The 19,325-nt window shown below is 29.4% G+C and carries 19 protein-coding genes, 1 tRNA gene, 1 pseudogene and 1 riboswitch; of the genes and pseudogenes, 6 read left to right on the forward strand and 15 right to left on the reverse strand.

Translation table 11 applies throughout. From position 1 onward, the window contains the following. Positions 1-212 precede the first annotated feature (212 nt). The 3 genes from F3K33_RS15525 to F3K33_RS15535 form a co-directional block, all read right to left on the reverse strand. A complete protein-coding gene (locus tag F3K33_RS15525; protein ID WP_039773357.1) occupies positions 213-830 on the reverse strand; it encodes a DUF5105 domain-containing protein in 618 nt (205 codons plus the stop codon). A 248-nt stretch (positions 831-1,078) separates the two neighbouring features. Then, positions 1,079-1,163, reverse strand: a tRNA-Ser gene (locus F3K33_RS15530). Between the two features lie 13 nt (positions 1,164-1,176). Then, positions 1,177-1,347 carry a Spo0E family sporulation regulatory protein-aspartic acid phosphatase gene (locus F3K33_RS15535; protein WP_154861640.1) on the reverse strand — a complete coding sequence of 57 codons (171 nt, stop codon included), beginning with the start codon at positions 1,345-1,347 and terminating at the stop codon, positions 1,177-1,179. A gap of 292 nt (positions 1,348-1,639) precedes the next feature. On the opposite strand from F3K33_RS15535, the gene F3K33_RS26420 reads away from it, so the two are divergent. Then, positions 1,640-1,780, forward strand: coding sequence for a hypothetical protein (locus tag F3K33_RS26420; RefSeq protein ID WP_155715502.1), 141 nt, complete (start codon positions 1,640-1,642; stop codon positions 1,778-1,780). Positions 1,781-1,979: 199 nt separating this feature from the next. Here F3K33_RS26420 and F3K33_RS15540 read toward each other — a convergent pair whose 3' ends face one another. From F3K33_RS15540 to F3K33_RS15585, 10 genes and pseudogenes are all read right to left on the reverse strand, one after another. Then, positions 1,980-3,701 carry a methyl-accepting chemotaxis protein gene (locus F3K33_RS15540; protein WP_039773358.1) on the reverse strand — a complete coding sequence of 574 codons (1,722 nt, stop codon included), beginning with the start codon at positions 3,699-3,701 and terminating at the stop codon, positions 1,980-1,982. Between the two features lie 125 nt (positions 3,702-3,826). Next, positions 3,827-3,910, reverse strand: a riboswitch (cyclic di-GMP riboswitch). Positions 3,911-4,329: 419 nt separating this feature from the next. Then, positions 4,330-5,883 (reverse strand): ABC-F family ATP-binding cassette domain-containing protein, encoded by a 1,554-nt coding sequence (locus F3K33_RS15545; protein ID WP_039773359.1) that lies wholly within the window; start codon positions 5,881-5,883, stop codon positions 4,330-4,332. A gap of 153 nt (positions 5,884-6,036) precedes the next feature. After that, the gene (locus F3K33_RS15550; RefSeq protein ID WP_017209248.1) at positions 6,037-6,312 is read right to left on the reverse strand and encodes a CD3324 family protein; all 276 of its coding nucleotides are present in this window, start codon (positions 6,310-6,312) and stop codon (positions 6,037-6,039) included. A 274-nt stretch (positions 6,313-6,586) separates the two neighbouring features. Next, entirely contained in the window at positions 6,587-7,804 is a 1,218-nt protein-coding gene (locus F3K33_RS15555; RefSeq protein ID WP_039773360.1) for an HD-GYP domain-containing protein, read from the reverse strand. 268 nt (positions 7,805-8,072) lie between these two features. Beyond that, positions 8,073-8,252: a (2Fe-2S)-binding protein gene (locus F3K33_RS15560; protein WP_039773361.1), complete on the reverse strand. Its 180-nt coding sequence runs from the start codon at positions 8,250-8,252 to the stop codon at positions 8,073-8,075. 153 nt (positions 8,253-8,405) lie between these two features. Further along, complete coding sequence (locus F3K33_RS15565; RefSeq protein ID WP_039773393.1) at positions 8,406-9,026, reverse strand: nitroreductase family protein; 621 nt, start codon at positions 9,024-9,026, stop codon at positions 8,406-8,408. 81 nt (positions 9,027-9,107) lie between these two features. Continuing rightward, positions 9,108-9,809: a pirin family protein gene (locus tag F3K33_RS15570; protein ID WP_023975500.1), complete on the reverse strand. Its 702-nt coding sequence runs from the start codon at positions 9,807-9,809 to the stop codon at positions 9,108-9,110. A gap of 253 nt (positions 9,810-10,062) precedes the next feature. After that, a complete protein-coding gene (locus F3K33_RS15575) occupies positions 10,063-10,509 on the reverse strand; it encodes a MarR family winged helix-turn-helix transcriptional regulator (RefSeq protein ID WP_023975501.1) in 447 nt (148 codons plus the stop codon). Positions 10,510-10,715: 206 nt separating this feature from the next. Beyond that, complete coding sequence (locus F3K33_RS15580) at positions 10,716-12,161, reverse strand: FAD-dependent oxidoreductase (protein WP_039773362.1); 1,446 nt, start codon at positions 12,159-12,161, stop codon at positions 10,716-10,718. A gap of 243 nt (positions 12,162-12,404) precedes the next feature. Next, positions 12,405-12,809, reverse strand: a pseudogene (locus F3K33_RS15585) (DUF2935 domain-containing protein); the annotation flags it as partial. A gap of 211 nt (positions 12,810-13,020) precedes the next feature. On the opposite strand from F3K33_RS15585, the gene F3K33_RS15590 reads away from it, so the two are divergent. Then, positions 13,021-13,296: a metal-sensing transcriptional repressor gene (locus F3K33_RS15590; protein WP_012059254.1), complete on the forward strand. Its 276-nt coding sequence runs from the start codon at positions 13,021-13,023 to the stop codon at positions 13,294-13,296. An 8-nt stretch (positions 13,297-13,304) separates the two neighbouring features. After that, entirely contained in the window at positions 13,305-15,170 is a 1,866-nt protein-coding gene (locus F3K33_RS15595) for a heavy metal translocating P-type ATPase (RefSeq protein ID WP_031276000.1), read from the forward strand. A gap of 310 nt (positions 15,171-15,480) precedes the next feature. Here F3K33_RS15595 and F3K33_RS15600 read toward each other — a convergent pair whose 3' ends face one another. Next, on the reverse strand, positions 15,481-15,984 hold the full coding sequence (locus F3K33_RS15600) for a GNAT family N-acetyltransferase (protein ID WP_023975504.1): 504 nt from the start codon (positions 15,982-15,984) through the stop codon (positions 15,481-15,483). 424 nt (positions 15,985-16,408) lie between these two features. On the opposite strand from F3K33_RS15600, the gene F3K33_RS15605 reads away from it, so the two are divergent. Further along, a complete protein-coding gene (locus tag F3K33_RS15605; RefSeq protein ID WP_023975505.1) occupies positions 16,409-16,729 on the forward strand; it encodes a hypothetical protein in 321 nt (106 codons plus the stop codon). 181 nt (positions 16,730-16,910) lie between these two features. Here the strand turns inward: F3K33_RS15605 and F3K33_RS27050 are convergent, their stop codons facing one another. Further along, positions 16,911-17,081: a histidine kinase dimerization/phospho-acceptor domain-containing protein gene (locus F3K33_RS27050; RefSeq protein WP_338032049.1), complete on the reverse strand. Its 171-nt coding sequence runs from the start codon at positions 17,079-17,081 to the stop codon at positions 16,911-16,913. Between the two features lie 150 nt (positions 17,082-17,231). On the opposite strand from F3K33_RS27050, the gene F3K33_RS15610 reads away from it, so the two are divergent. Both F3K33_RS15610 and F3K33_RS15615 read left to right on the forward strand, forming a co-directional pair. Next, positions 17,232-17,633, forward strand: a complete 402-nt coding sequence (locus F3K33_RS15610) for a ferritin-like domain-containing protein (RefSeq protein ID WP_023975507.1) — start codon at positions 17,232-17,234, stop codon at positions 17,631-17,633. A gap of 516 nt (positions 17,634-18,149) precedes the next feature. Further along, positions 18,150-19,196 (forward strand): galactose ABC transporter substrate-binding protein, encoded by a 1,047-nt coding sequence (locus tag F3K33_RS15615; RefSeq protein ID WP_039773363.1) that lies wholly within the window; start codon positions 18,150-18,152, stop codon positions 19,194-19,196. Positions 19,197-19,325: the final 129 nt, after the last annotated feature.

Below are 19,325 nucleotides of genomic sequence, written 5' to 3' on the forward strand. Positions count from 1 at the left end.
TGAATTTTATATTTATTTTACATACTCTTCTTATAAGTGCAATAGAGCATAAAAAATGCAGTCAAGTTAATGACTGCACTTAATGGGATCTAAAGTAAAAATTGAAAATAGCTCAACTTTCACAACTATATTTTATCACATTTATTTATAAATTTTAAGCAATAAATAAAGCAGTAGAAAAATTTCTTCTAACTACTGCTTTTAGTTTTACTTTATTGGGCAATTGCCTTCATTAATGTTACAACATCATCTTCACCCGGTAACCAAGCACCGCCTTTTTTAGTTAATGTTATTGTTACTGTCTGTGGTTCTTCTTTTAATATACCAGACGCCATACTGCCCCCTATAAGCTTAAAAGCTTCTGTATATATTTGTTGTTCAGTCATTGAAGGATTTTCAGTAACTTTTTTCATTATTTCACTCTGGCCATTTTCAGTGATTTTCTTCATATCAAACCCTTTTATTTTAACTTGAACTTTTGCTGTGTCCTTTTCTGTTGACGCAGAAACCACTTCATATTCCACTTTAGTTAATCCTGTAATAATATCTTTCTTAAAAGAATTTTTTATATCATCTGTTAGAATGCTTTCATCTAAACCTGAATTTCCAAAGGCCATCATCATGCCATCATCAAAGCTACTTCTAAATTCAGTATAATCTTCTTCCTTCATCCCTATCTTGTCCATATTAGTTTTATCATCTTTTAAAAGTAGATCTAAAAATATTTTAGCACTTTCTTCCGGAGTTGCTTTTGTTCCGCAACCTACTAGCATTATTGTTACCATCATAACAGCTAACAATATGGTAGAAATTCTTTTGATTTTTTTCATTATTATTCCCCCTAAAATATAGTATTTAATTTCATATAGCAATACATTAATTACCACATGGTTAATATTTTATTATATTTTCCAATTAATTTCAACATTTATTTCATATTAATTCAATACTTGGGCATATATGTAACCAGTTAAGTTAAATAATAAAGAGGCAAACTAGAAATTCTTAACTAGAGCGCCTCAATTGCTTTATTCACATTTCGCTATAAGCATATATTACAAACTATAATATAAGTTGTTGGAAAATACAGGACTCGAACCTGTGGAGCTTTTACACTCACTAGCTTAGTAAGCCAGCCCATTAAACCACTCTGACAATTTTCCATATAAGAGAATATTATTTAATTGTTCTCCTTAGCAATTCATTGTACTCATTCAGTGCAAAGTTTAATCTTCTACACGCACTAATCACCTCCCTATCTAATGAATTTCCTTCATCGTCCATAATTTTGCATAAGGCTTGTCTCATTCTACTAATCATCATCTCTTTTTCTTTTAAATATTCCAAATATTTACCCTCCTTACTTTTTTTATTAGTATAACCCCTAAATAGTAAAATTTATGTATCACTTGTTACATAAATAGGTTGCGGCCAAAATATTCATATTATTTACATATATTCTATGTATAACCTCAGAACTTCAAATGTAATTACTTAATATGATGAACGCATGAAAATTATATATTTCTGGATTAATAATTCCACATCTGTTTTATAACCTAATTTTCTATTGTTCTCTGTGTATATTGTTTAACATTTCTTAAGTGTATCTAATATATTAAAAGTAAATGAGGTGTTTATGATGCCAAATAATGAAAATGAAATATTTTATATAGTTGGCGCCATACTTACTATATTAGTAAACGTGCCAGAGATTATAAGACAAATAAATATTAATTTAAAGTTCAATGAATCTATAAAGCACCATAAAATACTATGATTAGGATGCAAAAAAAGCGCTTAGAATAATTCTAAACGCTTTTTCCTTCCAAAAATTAATTCCTCTATAATTGTAATTTTGTCTTAGTTGAATACAGAAACATTTATTTCACTAGTTATATTTAATAATAAAAAGCATTCCCTCTAATTTAATATAATACTACAAAGGTATATTTTCTTATTCACAATTAATAGATATCCTATATTTTAAACTTAGCTATAATCCATCTTAACTCTTCAGACATTTGAGATAGAAGTTTACTAGATGAAGCTATCTCCTCAACAGATGCTAATTGTTCCTCAGCCGCTGCCGATATTGTTTGAGTCTCATCAGCTATATTACTACTTATGTTTTTAATATTATTTACTGAATCAACAGATTCTTTAGTTCCTACAGTTACTTCAGTGATAGAATATGATATTTCATGAATCTGACTAGATATTTCTATTATCATTTGAAGGATTTCCTTAAAACTTATTCCTGCAACATCAACGACATCTGCTCCTGTTTTAACTTCTTTTGAGTTTTCATTCATAACAGCAACTGCACTATTGGTTTTGTTTTGTACATCATTAATAATTCCAGCTATTTCTTTAGTTGCCTCTTGTGATTGTTCTGCTAACTTTCTAATTTCTTCCGCTACTACACTAAAACCTTTCCCGGCTTCCCCAGCCCTTGCAGATTCTATTGCCGCATTTAATGCTAGAAGATTTGTTTGCTCTGATATACCTTGGATTGTATCAAGTATTTGTCCAATTTTCACTGATTTCTCTTCAAGCTCGCTTATAATATGCGATGTTTCACTAGTCTTTTTCTCTATTATTTCCATTTGGTTCATTGCCTTCACTACAGCCTCTTCGCCAGCATTTGCTGATATTTTTGCCTTATCTGTTAACGATGAAACAGATTTTGTATTTTCAGATACTACATTTATCTTATTAGATATGTTTTCAACCACTTTGTTTGTACTATTAGCAAAAGAAAATTGCTCATCTGCTCCATGTGCCATTGTTGTTACTGCGGATGCAACTAGATTTGATGCATCTGCTGATTGCTCAGCACTTGCTGTAAGCTCTTCAGATGATAATACTAACTGCTCAGATGTATTTCCTAATTGTTTTATTAGTTCAATAATGTTTTTGGTCATCTTATCTATCGCATTACTTACAACACCAAATTCACTCTTATCATTAAGACTTTCTTCTTTTATCTTTACAGAAAAATCACCTTGTGATAAAGAACCCATGTATACTACAAAGTCATTTAATCTCTTTGTGATACGTTTTGTTATTAGTATTCCTAATAAAATTGCTAATATTGAAGCTATAATAACAATACTTATAAATGTTGCTGTTGCAATTTTTAAATTTGCTTTATCCTGAGCGTTTATTTTTTCAGCAATTTGTCTATTATGTTCTCCAAGTTCAACTAAATCAGCTAAGAAAGTATCAGCATATGATTCAACGTTTTTCTCATAGTATTCGTACGCTTCTTGATTTTTGTTTTCAATGGCTAAATCTAGTGCGACTTTTCTTCCTTCCCTATATTTAGCTAAATTACTATCAATCTTACTGATCTTATCAGCCTCAAAATCATCTAATTTCATTTTTTTATAAAGAGCCATATAGTTGTTAAATTCTTCAGCACGAGTATTTATATCTTTTGTTAAATTACTATTTTCATTTTTATCAGTAGTTACCATAATTCTAAAAATGTCAGCTGATATAGCCCTTGCATGCACTCTAGACTCACTAAGCCATTCACTAGATAGCAGTCTTTCACTATACATGACCTCCATACTTTTACTAGACGTTTGTAAAAAATAGTAACCGGTTATTCCAACTGCAAATAATCCTACTAAAGAGCAAATTATAAGCATCGCTAATTTTCTACCTACCTTTAAATTATTAAGCCACGTCATTTTATTGTCCCCCTTATCTTAATACTAGGATCTTAAATATAATTTCATTATTACAATATATTTATTAAAATGATTAATAAAAAATAAAAAACCAACAAAAACTTAATATGTTTATGGATTACTAAGTTTTAATTGGTCGGTTGCACAACTAGCTCCAAATTCTCAAAGTGCCCAGATATAGAGAATTTTTCATCGCTTCCAATTGTTCTATTTTTTATAAATACACTTACCTAATATATAGAAATATTATCATATTCATGCAAAAAAATCAATAATGCTTAATATAAATTGTCGAAATTTATTCCATTAGCTTCCGATTATACTATTCTTATTTACAGTAGAAAATTTTTAATTATACGAAACTTCCCTGTACAACCATATCAATTCACTAGTTCTCCTTAAATTAATGCATCTCAACTAATAAGTACTTTTCTAAGATTCAAGAATGAAAAAAACTACGCAGAATCAAAATTAATTCGACTTAGGATTTTTTCATAATTTTATTTACCAATAAATCACAAATAAATGCTATATATAAATAGGACGAACCTTAAAAATAGATACTAAACGCTCTATTTTTAAGGTTTCTTTTTATACATTCTTATAGAATTACATCCGCAATGTAATATTATTTTCTAAAGCACCCCCATTCTTCACAGTTCCATATATCTGTAGCAATATCTTTATAAAATTCCGATTCATGACATACTAAAATCATGCTTCCTTCATATTCTTTTAACGCACGCTTTAGTTCATTTTTAGCATTAATATCTAGGTGATTTGTTGGTTCATCTAATACTAATACATTTGTATATTCATTAATAAGTTTGCATAACCTGACTTTGGCTTGCTCTCCTCCGCTTAATATATTAATGGGGCTATCTATATGCTGCCTTGTTAATCCACACCTAGCCAATTCTCTTCTTACCTCCGTTTGAGTTAGGTGAGGAAACTCACTCCAAACATCATATAAAACTGAATTAGTGCTATTCCATGCAATTTCCTGCTCAAAATATCCTATTTTTCTATGCTCACTTAAAGTAATTTCACCATTTATAGGTTTTAGCATTCCAAGTAAGGTTTTTAGCAGAGTAGTCTTTCCTAATCCATTAGCTCCTGTTACTGCAATTTTTTGTCCTCTTTTCATTTTTAAGTTTAAAGGTTTGCTTAAAGGTCTGTTATATCCGATAATCAAGTTGCTTACTTCAAGGATTATACTTTCTGGCATTTTTACAGTTTTAAAATTAAAATGAGGTTTTATAATTTCTTTTTTTATTTCTATTCTTTCAATCTTATTAAGTTTCTTTTCTCTTGATTTAGCTTGCTTTGAAGTTGAGGCTCTTGCTTTATTTTTTCTTATATAATCTTCAAGCTTTTCTATTTCATTTTGTTGTTCTTTATATTCAATCAATCTCTGTTCTTTTCGTATTTCGTATAGTTTAATAAAATAATCATAATTCCCTTCATATCTTGTTAATACTTTGTGCTCAAGATGATAAACTACGTTTACTACATTATTTAAAAAAGCATTATCATGTGATATTAATATAAATGCATTTTCATAATTTGCTAGATAATTCTTAAGCCATTCAATATGCTCTTCATCCAAATGATTAGTCGGCTCATCCAGTAATAAAATATCTGGCTTTTGCAAAAGTAATTTAGCGAGTAAAATCTTAGTTCTTTGCCCGCCACTTAAAGTTGAAACATCTTTATCCAAAAGTTCCTTAATTCCAAGACCTACTGCAGTTGCCTGTATTTTAGAATTAATGCTATAGAAATCATCTTTATCTAATATTTCTTGCATAATAGCAATTTTATTTAAAGATTTTTCCATATCCTTCTCACTCATATTTTGAATATCAATATATAAACTATTAATTTTACTTTCTATATTAAATAAATTAGCAAATGCTTCTTTTAAGAAATTTAACGCATCAATTCCTTCTTTCAAATCAACCAATTGATCCATATAACCAATGCTGAATTTATTATTCCACTCAATAGTACCTTTATCTGGTAATATCTGATCAGTAATGATTTTCATCAAAGTCGATTTTCCTTCTCCATTAGCACCAATAAGTCCAATATGCTCTCCTTTTAATAACCTAAAAGATACATCATTAAATAATATTCTATCGCCAAATGAATGACTCATGTTTTCAATTGTTAAAATACTCATATTCTACATCTCCTTGTGTCCTCATAATAAATGATATCATCATGTAATATGAAGACCAAGTTTAAGAATAAATCTGTAATGTTTATAATCATACTGAAAAAAGGCATATTCTCCATAGTAATGACTGTGAAAAATATGCCTTTTCTCTTATATTTAAGTAGAATTTTTTTGTTTCCTTATTATTCTTCTAATACTACCTTCAGTTAAAAAATACTGTTCAGCTAAAATTTTAACGGACATTCCAGATGAATACTTATTAAAAATTTCTTTATCTCTTGCACTAAGATATCTTTTAGTCTCAGTATTTTCTCCCCATGATTTTTTGTTTTCATTTTTTCTTGGTATATAGATATATCCACCATCTGTATATTTTTGAATTAGTTCAATTATATTATATGGCAATATATTTTGTGCTTTTTCATATTTCATAATTTCTTCGCTCCACTCTACATTTAATATCTAAATGAAGATGCAAAGACCTATTATAATATGAAAAACTTAATGTTGATATATTGGCTCCAGGCAAAAGTTTTTCACATATTATAATCTTTGCATGGAGCTAACTACTATTACTAGAAACATAATGAATTCACTTCCTTTTTATTCTATAATATTATATCACAATAACTTGTGTCAATTTTGACGCTTTGAGCCTCAAATTTAATTCTTATTTCTAAATCCTAAGAAGATACTTCATTATAATTTAACTCAACTTACTAAAAACATAATCAATATCTCTAGTTATTTTAGTATCTATAAATCCATTGTCCATCATACTTTTTAGTATTTCCATTGCCTTTTCGTGGGCTAATCCCTCTCTATATGGTCTTTCCTCTGTAAGTGCCTGATAGATATCAAGACAAGTCATAAGACGCGAATTAAAATCTAATTCTTTATCTGTCATCCCAATAGGATATCCTTTTCCATTTAACTTTTCATGATGATTTGAAGCCCACTCAGTTATATCCTCAAATCCTTTTATTTCTTGAAGTGCTAATCTAGTGTACTCTGGATGTTTCATTATAATTTTAAATTCCTCATTAGAAAGTTTATCAGGCTTGTCTAACACATCATTTGGCACTGCTAGTTTACCAATATCATGAAGATCTGCAGCAATAATTAGCTTCATCTTTTCTTCCTTCTCTAAGTTATAGAAATCTGCCATAATAGCCGCCTTCTCTGATAAACCCTGAGAATGCCTTTGAGTATAGCTAGATTTAGAGTCAATAATCTTTGACAACACATTAGTTATACCATGAATCTCTTCAAATGATAATTCCAGACTATGCTTTGGAATTCTTTTTTCTAATTCTATACTAATAAAACTATTTTCTAAATTCATCCAGAACTTTTTTTCTTCAGTAACTTTAAAAAACGCTTTTACAATTCTTGAAGAAAATGATATATTTTCTTGATTTCTTACAAATTCACAAACTTTGTTTTGCATATCTTGATTATTATTCTGCAAATCAAAGGTCTTTTCTAAAGCATCTGCGATTGCTATAATTTGCGACATTAGAGGAATTTCTTCTCCTCTTAAACTAAAGAATCCTGTGCCATCATACCTTTCATGATGGTACTTTATTATATTTTTCACATTAGTAAGCAATGGATAGTTTTTAATATTACTTTCTCCAATTGTACAATGTTCTTTTACACCTTCTAATAATGCTGCATTTTTTAATTCTTTTGTAGCTAATTTTTCATGCAGGCTATATTCACTTAACCCATTGTCATGAAGCATTGCAAGTGCAGCTACATCATGGAGCTCTTCTGAATTCAGCCCCAGTTCTTTAGCAATACTAATTGAAATATATGCAGTTCTTTTTCCATGGTTAGATGCCATCCCGAGAATATCCATCTCCACAAAGTCTAAAGCAAATGAAACAGCCATTAGAAATTCATTTAACCTAAATAACATAATCCTCCTCCTTGTTACATCAAACTTATCTTTTGTATAAAAAAACGAAAATAGTATAAAAATATTTTATACTATTTTCGGTACTTTTACCACAAAATTAGTTCATTTACCAATTATGCTATCTGCTGTTATATTTTCACCGAATTTTTACTATGTCTTTAAAAAGTATAAGACTACTGTATAAATATGCATTAAACAACTTATACAGTAGTCTTATATTATATATAGTATTTTCTACTTCTAATGTGTTATATATGGTTATGAAATTCTATTTTCCTAATAATTCATCAACTAATGCTTTATTGTTTTCTACGCAATGCCCACAGCCAGTTCCTACTTCAGTTTTTTCTTGAACTTCTTCAAATGATTTTGCGCCATTAGCAATAGCATTCTTTATGTCTTTTACTTTAATATTTTTACATCCGCATATTACTTTATCATCATCCATTATATTGCCTCCTTAGTTATTGTTAGATTAAATATAAAGCTTTTTACACTGAATAGTTTTAACACTTTTATTTTTATTATGTATACTAATAGTGAAATTCAAAGCTTTTACACCCTAAATCCAATATTAATATTTGGGGTGTAAAAGCTCTGATCAATAAAATTTCACAAATTCAGCAGCAGGCTTTCTATATCCTCTAATTTTATTACTACTCTTGTCCATTTTCCCCATAGTAATCATTAAAACTGGAACTTCGTTCTCTGGAATATTTAATAACTTAGCAATTTTCTCCTTCTCAAAATAAATCATTGGGCATGTGTCCCAGCCTTTATTTTTAGCTAATAACATAAATAGCATTGCTGACAATGAGGCATTTCTTATAGCTTCATCATGTTTAAATTCTTCTCCCCAGCCTTCATAAAGACTATTAATAGTATTAAGCATGATTTCATAATCAGTTTTATCGATCATTCCAAGCATCATTGAGCCTTCATAAATTTTATCTGCTGATAAGTATGCGTTTTTATCACCTGTTACAATTATAGTTGCTGAAGCAGTTTTTATTTTGTATTGTTTAAATGATGCATCATAAACTTTCTCCATAAGCTCCTTATCTTCTACAACATAGTACCTAGCATGTTGCAAATTAAAAGCAGAAGGCGCCAGTGAAAGTTCTCTAAATATATCATTAAAATCTTCTCTAGGCATTTTAATATTTTCAATAAATTTATTAGCTGATCTTCTTTCTCTTACAATTTTTAAAAAATCATTCATTATTAACCCTCTTTTTATTCTTATTTTGTTTAAGAAATTCAACCAACCTCCCTCTGAAGATTAGTTGAACTTATACAATTCTTAATTTTCTTTCTTCATTTCTAAAATCAAAATATGAGATGTCTTTTTAGCTTTGATTAAAATATCTTCCTCAACTATTTCCATTCCATCTCTATTATTTAATTCAATGTCATTTATTATAGCGCCACCTTCTATTTGAACCAAATAGGCCTGTCTCCCTTCATTAACTTGAAAATTAATTTCTTTTCCCTTATCAAGTTCCAAAGAATAAACATTTATATCTTGATTTATTTTTATTGGCGCATTTCCATTTTTACTTGAAACCATATGAAGCCATTTATTTTGTCTATCGCTCCAGTCAAATCTATAATCTCCATAATTAGGCTTATAATCTTCCTTATCTGGGAATATCCATATCTGTAAAAATCTCAACTCATCTTTTCCTAAATTATGCTCGCTATGATATACGCCTGTGCCAGCACTCATGTATTGAACATGACCACGAGTTATTGTATTTTTATTTCCCATGCTGTCTCCATGTGTAAGTTCACCGTTAACTACATATGATATTATTTCCATGTTTCTATGTGGATGAGTATCGAATCCAGTGTTAGATTCAACTAAATCATCATTTATAACTCTTAAAACTCCAAACTTTATATTATGTGGATTATAGTATTCTGCAAATGAAAAATGAAATTTACTTCTTAACCATCCTAAATTACTACTGCCCATATTTCCGCTATCAATTACTCTTAACATTTTTTATCCTCCTCCATTTTATCTAACTCTATCAAATTTTAGATCATATTCGCAAAATATAATTTATAAATAAGTAATAGATAATAGTAAATATTTAAAAAGTATTACTAATAAACTCAAAGAGTTTTTCTACTACTCCTACTTTTTCACTCTTGCTTTTTGCTCTATTTTAAAATATGGTTAACACTTCAGTACTAATTAGTTAATTACTAATTAGTACTATTTGTTTAAAAACTAAGGTGTAAGTTTCACTTTATACACCTGATAATTTCTTTAACATATTTATTAGATCCTTTTTCTCTTCAACACTTAAAGCGCTAAAAATTTCACTTAAATTATCTACATGTTTAGGGAAGAGTTCACTCATAAGCTTTCTTCCTTTTTCAGATATGCTTATTAAACTTGCACGTCTATCCTTAGGATCAGGACGCCTATCGATCAAATCATCTTTAGCCAAGTTATCTATAACAACAGTCATATTGCCACCAGTTGAAAGAGTTTTTTCTAATATTTCACTGACTCTTAAATCTCCCTTATGATACAGTACTTCAAGCACCCCAAATTGTGAATAAGTCAATCCTCCTTCTTTGATGATCTTAAGTTCTCTTTTATTAACACTTTGTATGCATCGGCTTAATGCTATAATAGCCTTTAAATTTAAATCATTTAATTCTCCATAAGTAACTTTATTCTTATTCATGGATATAATATTATTACTAATTAGTAATAATGTCAAGGTATCATATCAAAATAGTTTTCCCAAAAACAAAAACCACACAAAAGCTTCATTGGTTTTACCCAAATCAAAAAAAGCTATCTAAAACTCAAATATTTTAAGACAGCTTCTTCAACGTATAGATTATGTATGTTAAATAATATACTTATGCTATTATCTATAACATATTACTACACTTCATGAAGGCATTTATTAGTAGGACTTTCAATCCAGATTCCCTCATAATTGTATCTTGAACCATGGCAAGGACAGTCCCAAGTCAAATCATCAGCATTCCATTTAAGTTCGCAGCCTAAATGAGCGCACTTTGTTGATACTGTATATACTTTGCCTTCATTATCCTTGTAGACACCAGCCTTTTCACCTTTATATTCTATAATACCTCCATGACCATTTCCAATACTATTTAAGGTTTCCTCTGGAATATTTATCCTCTCTGCTATAAAATTTTTTGCAGTTATGACAAGATCCTTTGCAGCATTTTTCATGGATGCTGACATGTCAAATCTTCTTGGCGAGAATATTTCAGAGAAGTCATTTTCCTTTTCAAGAATCATATCACTTATTATCATTGCTGCAACCATTGAAGTTGTCATTCCCCATTTTTTAAATCCTGTTTCAACATAAATATCAGGAGTTTTAGATGAGTAGTGACCTATATAAGGTATATTGTCTAATGTTATACAATCTTGAGTTGACCAATGATATTTCTCTGTTGCATTTGGATAAAATTCTTTAGCAACCTTTCTTAATTCCTCGTATGCTCCCCCTTCTTCATTTTCCCCAGTTCTTCTGGCTGCACCATCAAGTATTAATAGATTCTTATAATTTCTAAATGAATATGTATTTTGATCAATACCTTTATACATTCCCTTAACATCTTGCGCATTTTCTAAAGCTATAGCATATGCTCTTTCTTGATGCATTCTCATAAAATAGTAACCTGGAGTATTTAAGAATGGATAATGCGATGCTACAACTATTTTATTCGCTTTAATTTTCATATCATTCTTTGTAACTACAGTATTATCTTCAGTAATATCAAGAGCTACTGTATTTTCATAAATAGTTAATTGTTCTGAAATTGGTCTTAGGAATTTTAGTGGATGAAACTGCGCTTGATTCTTAAATTTCAATGCTTTTTTAGCTTTTATAGGAATATTTACTTCATCTACAAGCTCCGCATCAATTCCTAATCTTTTCGCTGCATTATATTCGTTCTCAATATCTTTAATGTTGTCGGAAGTATACAAGTATGCATCTTTATGCTCAAAATCACAAGCAATTTTTTCTGCATCAATTATTTCCTTGTATCTCCTTATAGCAAGTTCATTGGCTCTTGCATATTGACTAGCTCCATCTTCTCCAAATTCTTTAATTAATTTATCATAAATTAATTCATGCTGAGATGTTATTTTAGCAGTTGTATTTTTAGTAACTCCTCCTGCTATACTTCTAGCATCAATTACAACAACATCTCTTCCACTTTTACTTAGCATATATGCTGTGAGCAGTCCTGCCATTCCAGCACCTATTACAAGAATGTCACATTGAATGTCTTGATTTAAAGTTTCTCTTTTTCTAAAATTCACTTCATAGCTCCATACACTTTCCATGTAAATCACCTCATGCTTAGTATTCCATTTTTTTAGATACTATACACGAATTTCTATTAGTTCCTACAAATAATATCAAAACCTCAGAATTGCGAAAAAAGAGGCATAAAACCTTCTGAATCGGCCTTTTTCATAATTTATATCAACAGGTAGCAACATGTCAACATGTTTCACTCTAACATAATAAAAGGCTTCTAACATAACAATAAGTATTATGCTAAAAGTCTTACCACAAATAATTTGTTATTCTAACTCCCCAACCCTTTTAAATATTTTTAGTAATCGCAAATAATGATTTGCTTCACGCAAAATATGGTCACCTAATAGTGGTACTATTATGGATTTAATTTTACACTCTAATAACCCTACTGTACCTTGTTCTTTAAATTTACCTATTGCTAAAGTCGCTTTATAACTATCATCTGTAACTTTAGAAAGTGTAACTGATTGGTTCATAGCTTCCCTTGCTTCCATTGTTAACTTATCAAACTCACGTCCAAAGTTATTTGACATATTTATTAATTCATCTTCTGTTGGATCAAGAAGTCCTCGAAGGAATTTTGCATGTTCAGCCATAATTCTATTCCAGAAATATTCCTGCTCATAAGCTTCTCTCTCTAAATCAATATCTTCGCGTTCCTGCAATCTAGTTCCATTGACTGTCAATAAATCCATAATGTAATTGGATTGCTCATTTTATAAAAGTAATTAATATTTTTGGAACATATGCAGCCAAGGTATTCCAATTCTTACTAAATTTATTACAAATAGTAATTGACAAAAATGATTATCATTATTAATATATACCTATACCCCCTAGGGTATAATATCAAGAAAATTAATTAAGGAGGATGCTAATATGCGTCAATGTATGGATGTTCCAAAAATTCAAACTAGAATAAAAAAAATTGAGGGTCAACTTAGAGCTATTTCAGAAATGATAAATAAAGATGTTCCTTGTGAAGATATTTTAATACAAATTAATGCTGCAAAAAGTGCATTACATAAAGTTGGTCAGGTAGTTTTAGAAGGACATTTACAACACTGTGTCCGTGATGGCATTGAACATGGCGATGCTGATAAAACAATTGCTGAATTTGCTAAAGCAGTAGAGCATTTTTCAAGGATGGGATAGGTGATAACATGAGTAAAATAAAAGAATTCTTTGAAAATGAAGAAAAACGTACTTTTCTATTTTTATTTTTATCTGCTTTTGCATTGCTTATTAGTTTCTTACATATTGTAAATTTCAAAATTGATATAGCTTGGGTGGCTATTATTTTATGTGGCTTCCCTATTGTAAAAGGCGCCATTGAAGGACTTATAACTGAATTTGATATTAAGGCAGACGTCTTAGTTGCCATTGCACTTGTTGCATCTATTTTAATTGGAGAAACTTTTGCTGCAGGTGAAGTTGCTTTTATTATGACATTGGGCGCGTTATTAGAGGAACATACTGTTGCTAAAGCCCGTGCAGGTATTGAAAAGTTAGTAAATCTTACTCCAAGGACAGCTAGAATTGTACGTGATGGAATTGAAAGTATAATCCCTGCTGAAGAAGTTAAGGTTTTAGATATTCTCCGTGTGCTTCCTGGCGAAACTATTGCTGTTGATGGTCTCATTATTTCTGGACAAACGTCTATCAATCAAGCCGTAATGACAGGTGAATCTATGCCAGTTGATAAGGGTGTAGGTGACGAAGTCTTCAGTGGAACAGTTAACCAATTTGGTGCATTTGATATGAAGTCCACAAAGGTTGACGAAGATAGTTCCCTAAAAAGAATGATCAAACTTGTTGAGTCTGCTGATGCAAGCAAAGCTAAAATTGTTGGAATGGCAGATAAATGGGCTACTTGGATAGTTGTAATTGCCCTTGTATCAGCAGCTGGCACTTGGTTTGTTACAGGAGAAATTATTCGTGCTGTTACAATACTTGTTGTATTCTGCCCTTGTGCTTTAGTTCTTGCAACTCCTACGGCCATAATGGCTGGCATAGGAAATGCTACAAAGCATGGTATTCTTGTTCGTGAAGGTGACGCACTTGAAAGATTAGCAAGTGTAAAAAGAATTGCATTCGATAAAACTGGTACTTTGACATATGGAAAGCCTGATGTTGTAGCAATTGAAAGTTTTAATGAAAATATTAATTCAGAAAAACTACTTGAAGTAACAGCTTCTGCTGAACTTCGTTCCGAGCATCCTCTGGGTAAATCAATAGTTTCACACTTTAAAACCACGTCAAAATCTATCCCTGAAGATCCTCAACGATTCGAACTTATAGCTGGCCGTGGTGTTAAATCAATTATCAATGATGATACAATCTTTGCTGGAAATGCTGAACTACTAGCTGAAAGTTCTATAGAAATACCAAATAAAATATCGGACAAGGCATTAAGTTATATAAAAGAAGGTTGTACCGTTATCTATGTAGCTGTTAACTCACAAACTTCTGGTTTTATAGTTTTATCTGATACTTTACGAAAAGATTCTAAGTCAATGATTAAAAGGCTAAGCTCAATCAATGTAGAAAGTGTCTTATTAACAGGAGATAATCCTAAAGCTGCTTCTCATATTGCTAAAAACGTAGGTATTATTAATGTTCACTCTGAATGTTTGCCAGAAGATAAATTATCTGTAATTGAAGAATATCAAAATAACAATGAAATGATATGTATGATAGGCGATGGAATTAATGATGCTCCTGCACTAAAAAAAGCATATGTAGGTATCGCAATGGGCGGTGTTGGAAGTGATATTGCTGTTGATGCAGCAGATATTGCTCTTGTTAGTGATGATATAAAAGCTCTTCCACATTTACTCAGTCTATCACAAAAGACCATGAATACAATCAAATGGAATTTATCTCTTTCTATGCTACTAAACTTTACAGCTATAATACTTGCAATGACAGGTATCTTAAATCCGATACTTGGAGCACTAGTTCATAACTTAGGCTCAGTTGCAGTTATTATAAATTCAGCATTACTATTAAACTTCAAAAGTGAATAAAAGATTTATGCATTTTATTATCATAGTATTATTTCCCATATTAATTCACTACCACAACATACATGAATTAATATCTGTATAAGTGATTTTTACACAAATATACAGCTTTATAAAGTCAAATAGGCCGAAAATAATACTTTCGACTTATTTGACTTTTTCACTCATTTCCTAATTTGTAGTCCTCATCATCATAAAAAAGTAACTAAGCTATAATTCTACTAATTATAAATTAGCATTGTTATATGATACTACTCACCTCCCGTGGCGCTTGTCTCCATTATTTACAGAAAGAATAGGACTATTTATAAGATTATAGTATCCTCTCAAATGCTATTCTTTTATTTCCGTCTTCTAAATAGATTATCCCACAATACTGGAATTTGTTTTTCTTAAGCAACTTTTGCATAGATATATTTTCTTCATGTGTATCTATTTTTATGCTATGTACCCCTTTACTTAAACAAAGTTCTTCCACATTTTTAATAATTTTAGATGATAAGCCTAATCCTTTATAAGTGTTATCTACAGCTATCCTATGAATAACTGCATATTGGCTATTAGTAATCCATTCGCCTTCATAAATAGAATCATATGTTTTTTCTCCGTCAAAAGAAACCGCTGCCGTAGCAACAATATTATTGTCTTTTAATAAAATATAGCTATGTTTATTAGCAATATCATTTCTTATTGTTTCAGAGTTAGGATAATTGTTCTGCCATTGATTAATTCCTTGTTCTTTAAAGTAAGATTGTGCCTGCTTAATAATGTTCATTATATCATTTATATCTGTTTCAAATGCTTTTCTAAATTCCATTTCTATTCTCCTCTATGCGAATAAATTTATATATTTCAATAAATAATCTATCCTCTAATTAAGTTTATACGTTCTAGTCCTAATTGAGCAACTTATCAAACTTTCAATTACCACTAGTGTATACCAATTTAGTTTAAACCTCAATTATATTTTCATAAGGCTTAGCTAAATACTGCGCTATTCTTAAATAACTCTATAAAATCACGGAATAAAAAATAAGCGTAAATACTACCAAAAATCATTTAGTAATATTTGCACTTAGATAATACTAAAGTACATTAAATTATTGTTTATTAATATCCATTACCACTCATTTGCTTTAGACAAACTTATAATGCCACTTATACAATCTTTTAAAGAGAATATATTTTCTCTACCTTCACATAATAAATCTGAGATAAGATTAATGAAAGGGGTTCTTAAATTGAAGAAATTTATTTCAATATTTTCTATTTTTTTATTTCTATCATTTAGCATTACTACTGCTACAGTAGCTGATATAAATCAACCACGAACTTTTAAAGAAGGATTTTATAACATACGAGATTTAGGCCTTATGGAAAATGTTTCTTACAGTGTACAGAATTTATCTGAATATAGAGGATTTATGGTTGTATTTGATTCTGAACAGAAAATACAGCAAGCTATTTCCTTAGATCCACGCTCTCAAAAGTTTCCACTTAAACCCATTAGAAATAGTGATAGAATTGTAATATTGGGGCAAGGCGCGTTAACTTTTTCTTAAATACAAATACATTTCTCAATTATCGTTTATAATTAAGAGTATATTTTCTTTAAATACTGTACATAATTAAAATGCAATTTCATAGAACAAAAAAGAGATAGCTTTATTATTATCTACCTAGTTTAAATGCTATCTCTATTTCTTTTTATTTTTTAGTTCCAAATTATTATCTTAAATATACTCAAAGTTCAATAATCATATCATTCATCTCATCAGATTGTGTTATTATCCTGCTTAAATAGTTATCAATTTTAACTTTATCAGAAGCTATCATTCCTAATTGAACTAATCCTCTAATTACTGATAATGATTTTTTAAAATCATGAACAGCTGTTGTAATTAATTCACTTATTGATTGTAAATTAACTTAAAATATTATGGGAATATATATTTAATAGAAATAAAATTCTATTGACATTAATTTATTAAAATGTTAATCTGGTTTTATTCAATTAAATTATGTTATATATTATTTTAATCAATTTTAATATGGAGGTTCGTTATGAGTTTAATTGGTCTAACTAAAGGTACAGATTTAGAAGAAAAAATTACTGAAATGTGGAAGGCAGAAGCAATAGGTGCTGCAACTTATCAAGCTTTTGCAATAGTGGCTCAGGAAAAAGGTCTACCTGAATTAGCAGATGAACTAAAAAAGATTTCTGCTGATGAGGCTCGTCATGGCGGATTATATGCATCACTAAATGGCCATACAAATGAAAATTTACGTGATGCTTTGAGTTCAATGTCTATTGGGGAAATCTCTGCAGGAGAAAAAATAAAAGAATTATCTAATATTCTTGATAAATTAGGTCTTAAAGAAGCAGCTCAAGCTGTACATACTGCTGGCGAAGATGAGTGTAGACATGGTGAGATTTTAAAAGAGTTGATTGAAAAATATTTATAGTGGATGAAATAATATAAATCTAACCTATAATTAATTTATCTATAATAAGCTCTATAAAAATATAAGTTTAATTCAAAATGCAAAAAATATAATAACACTAAACTTGAGATTTTGATTTGAAGCTTAAGTTTAGTGTTATTGCACACAATTATTTTTTAATTTTTATAACTCATCTCTAACAAGTCTTTTTGATCTCATCCTTCTATCAATTCCTTTTTTCTGAAATTCATATGAATTAGGCTTTTCCTTAATGACTATCTAAAATTCTTAAAAATTATTTTAAAAATCTTATTCTTATTATTCATATCTACAATTATATTCTTATATAGTTTTCGCACTGAAAATTTAAAGTTTCAAGTTAATGCTTATTATTTTTATTAAGTCACTTTAATCTTTCTAAAGTTTAACTACAAGCATGATTATAAATTTTATTCAATATGCACAGGTTCGAATAAATTTTATAAATAAAGAAAGCCTATGAGTATATAGTTAAATTAAAACATATGGAGGATTAAAATGAATTTATTAAAAAAATCGAAATTGATTATTATAGTTATTCTATTATTATCAAATATAATTCCATATAATACATATGCTTTACAAAACACTACCGCTCAACCTCAACTCAAAGTAGCTGTATTTATAAATAATTTTGAAGATTCATTTCTTTATGAGGTAAAGAAGAATTTAGAAGATATTCAAATTGAGAATTCAGGTAAAGTTCAATTTACTTTTTTTTATGCAAAAGAAAATCAAAGTATTCAAAATGAGAGCATTGAAAGCGCACTTAATGAAGATTTTAACCTTTTTGTAATACGTCCTGTTAGTAAAAACCTAAGTGATATTGAAGGTACTTTTAACAAAATACAACAAAAGAATATTCCATTAATTATCTTATATGAAAAAACTCCATCGATAGTAAACTTACTTAGACCTTACCGCAATAGATCTATAATTCTTAATACAGATCTTGCTCAATCTGGTATTCTTGAAGGTAGAATTCTCGCCAATGCTTGGAATGCAAATAAAGATGTTCTAGATAAAAATAAAGATAATATAATGCAATATATTCTTATAAAAGGTCCATCTGATAGCAATATAACAGCTCTAAGAAACAAATATTCAATTCAGGCAATAAATGAATCAGGAATAAAAACTCAGGAAATTTCATCGGTTACCTGTGATTTTCTAGAAGAATGCGCAAGAACTTCTATAGAGTCACTGTTTTTAAATTACAGTAATAAAATTGAAGCAATAATTGCGAATAGTGATTCCATGGCAATAGGTGCTGTTAAAGGTCTTCAAAAATATGGATACAATAAAGGAGATCCCTCTAAGTATATTCCAGTTGTTGGAGTTGATGCTTTACCAGAGGCACAAGAATTAATTGCAAAAGGATTTATGACTGGTACTGTTAAGCAAGATCCACGCGAACATGCAAACGCAATTTATTCTATAGGAATGAATTTAGTTTCTGGTGCTCCTCCTCTAAACGGTACTAATTATAAATTTGATGAAACTGGAATCGCAACTGAGCTGCCTTATTTTGAATATGTTAAATAATAATAACTTCTTTAATCACAAATATATAAATCTTCATCTTTTATCTATATACTTTAATATTCTGAAATAATATTTTTATAAGTCCCTTATCTTTAGGGGCTTATTTTCGATTATTTTTACCAATTCATA

This window comes from Clostridium beijerinckii (genome assembly GCF_008705175.1).
In the GTDB taxonomy this organism is placed as follows: domain Bacteria; phylum Bacillota; class Clostridia; order Clostridiales; family Clostridiaceae; genus Clostridium; species Clostridium beijerinckii.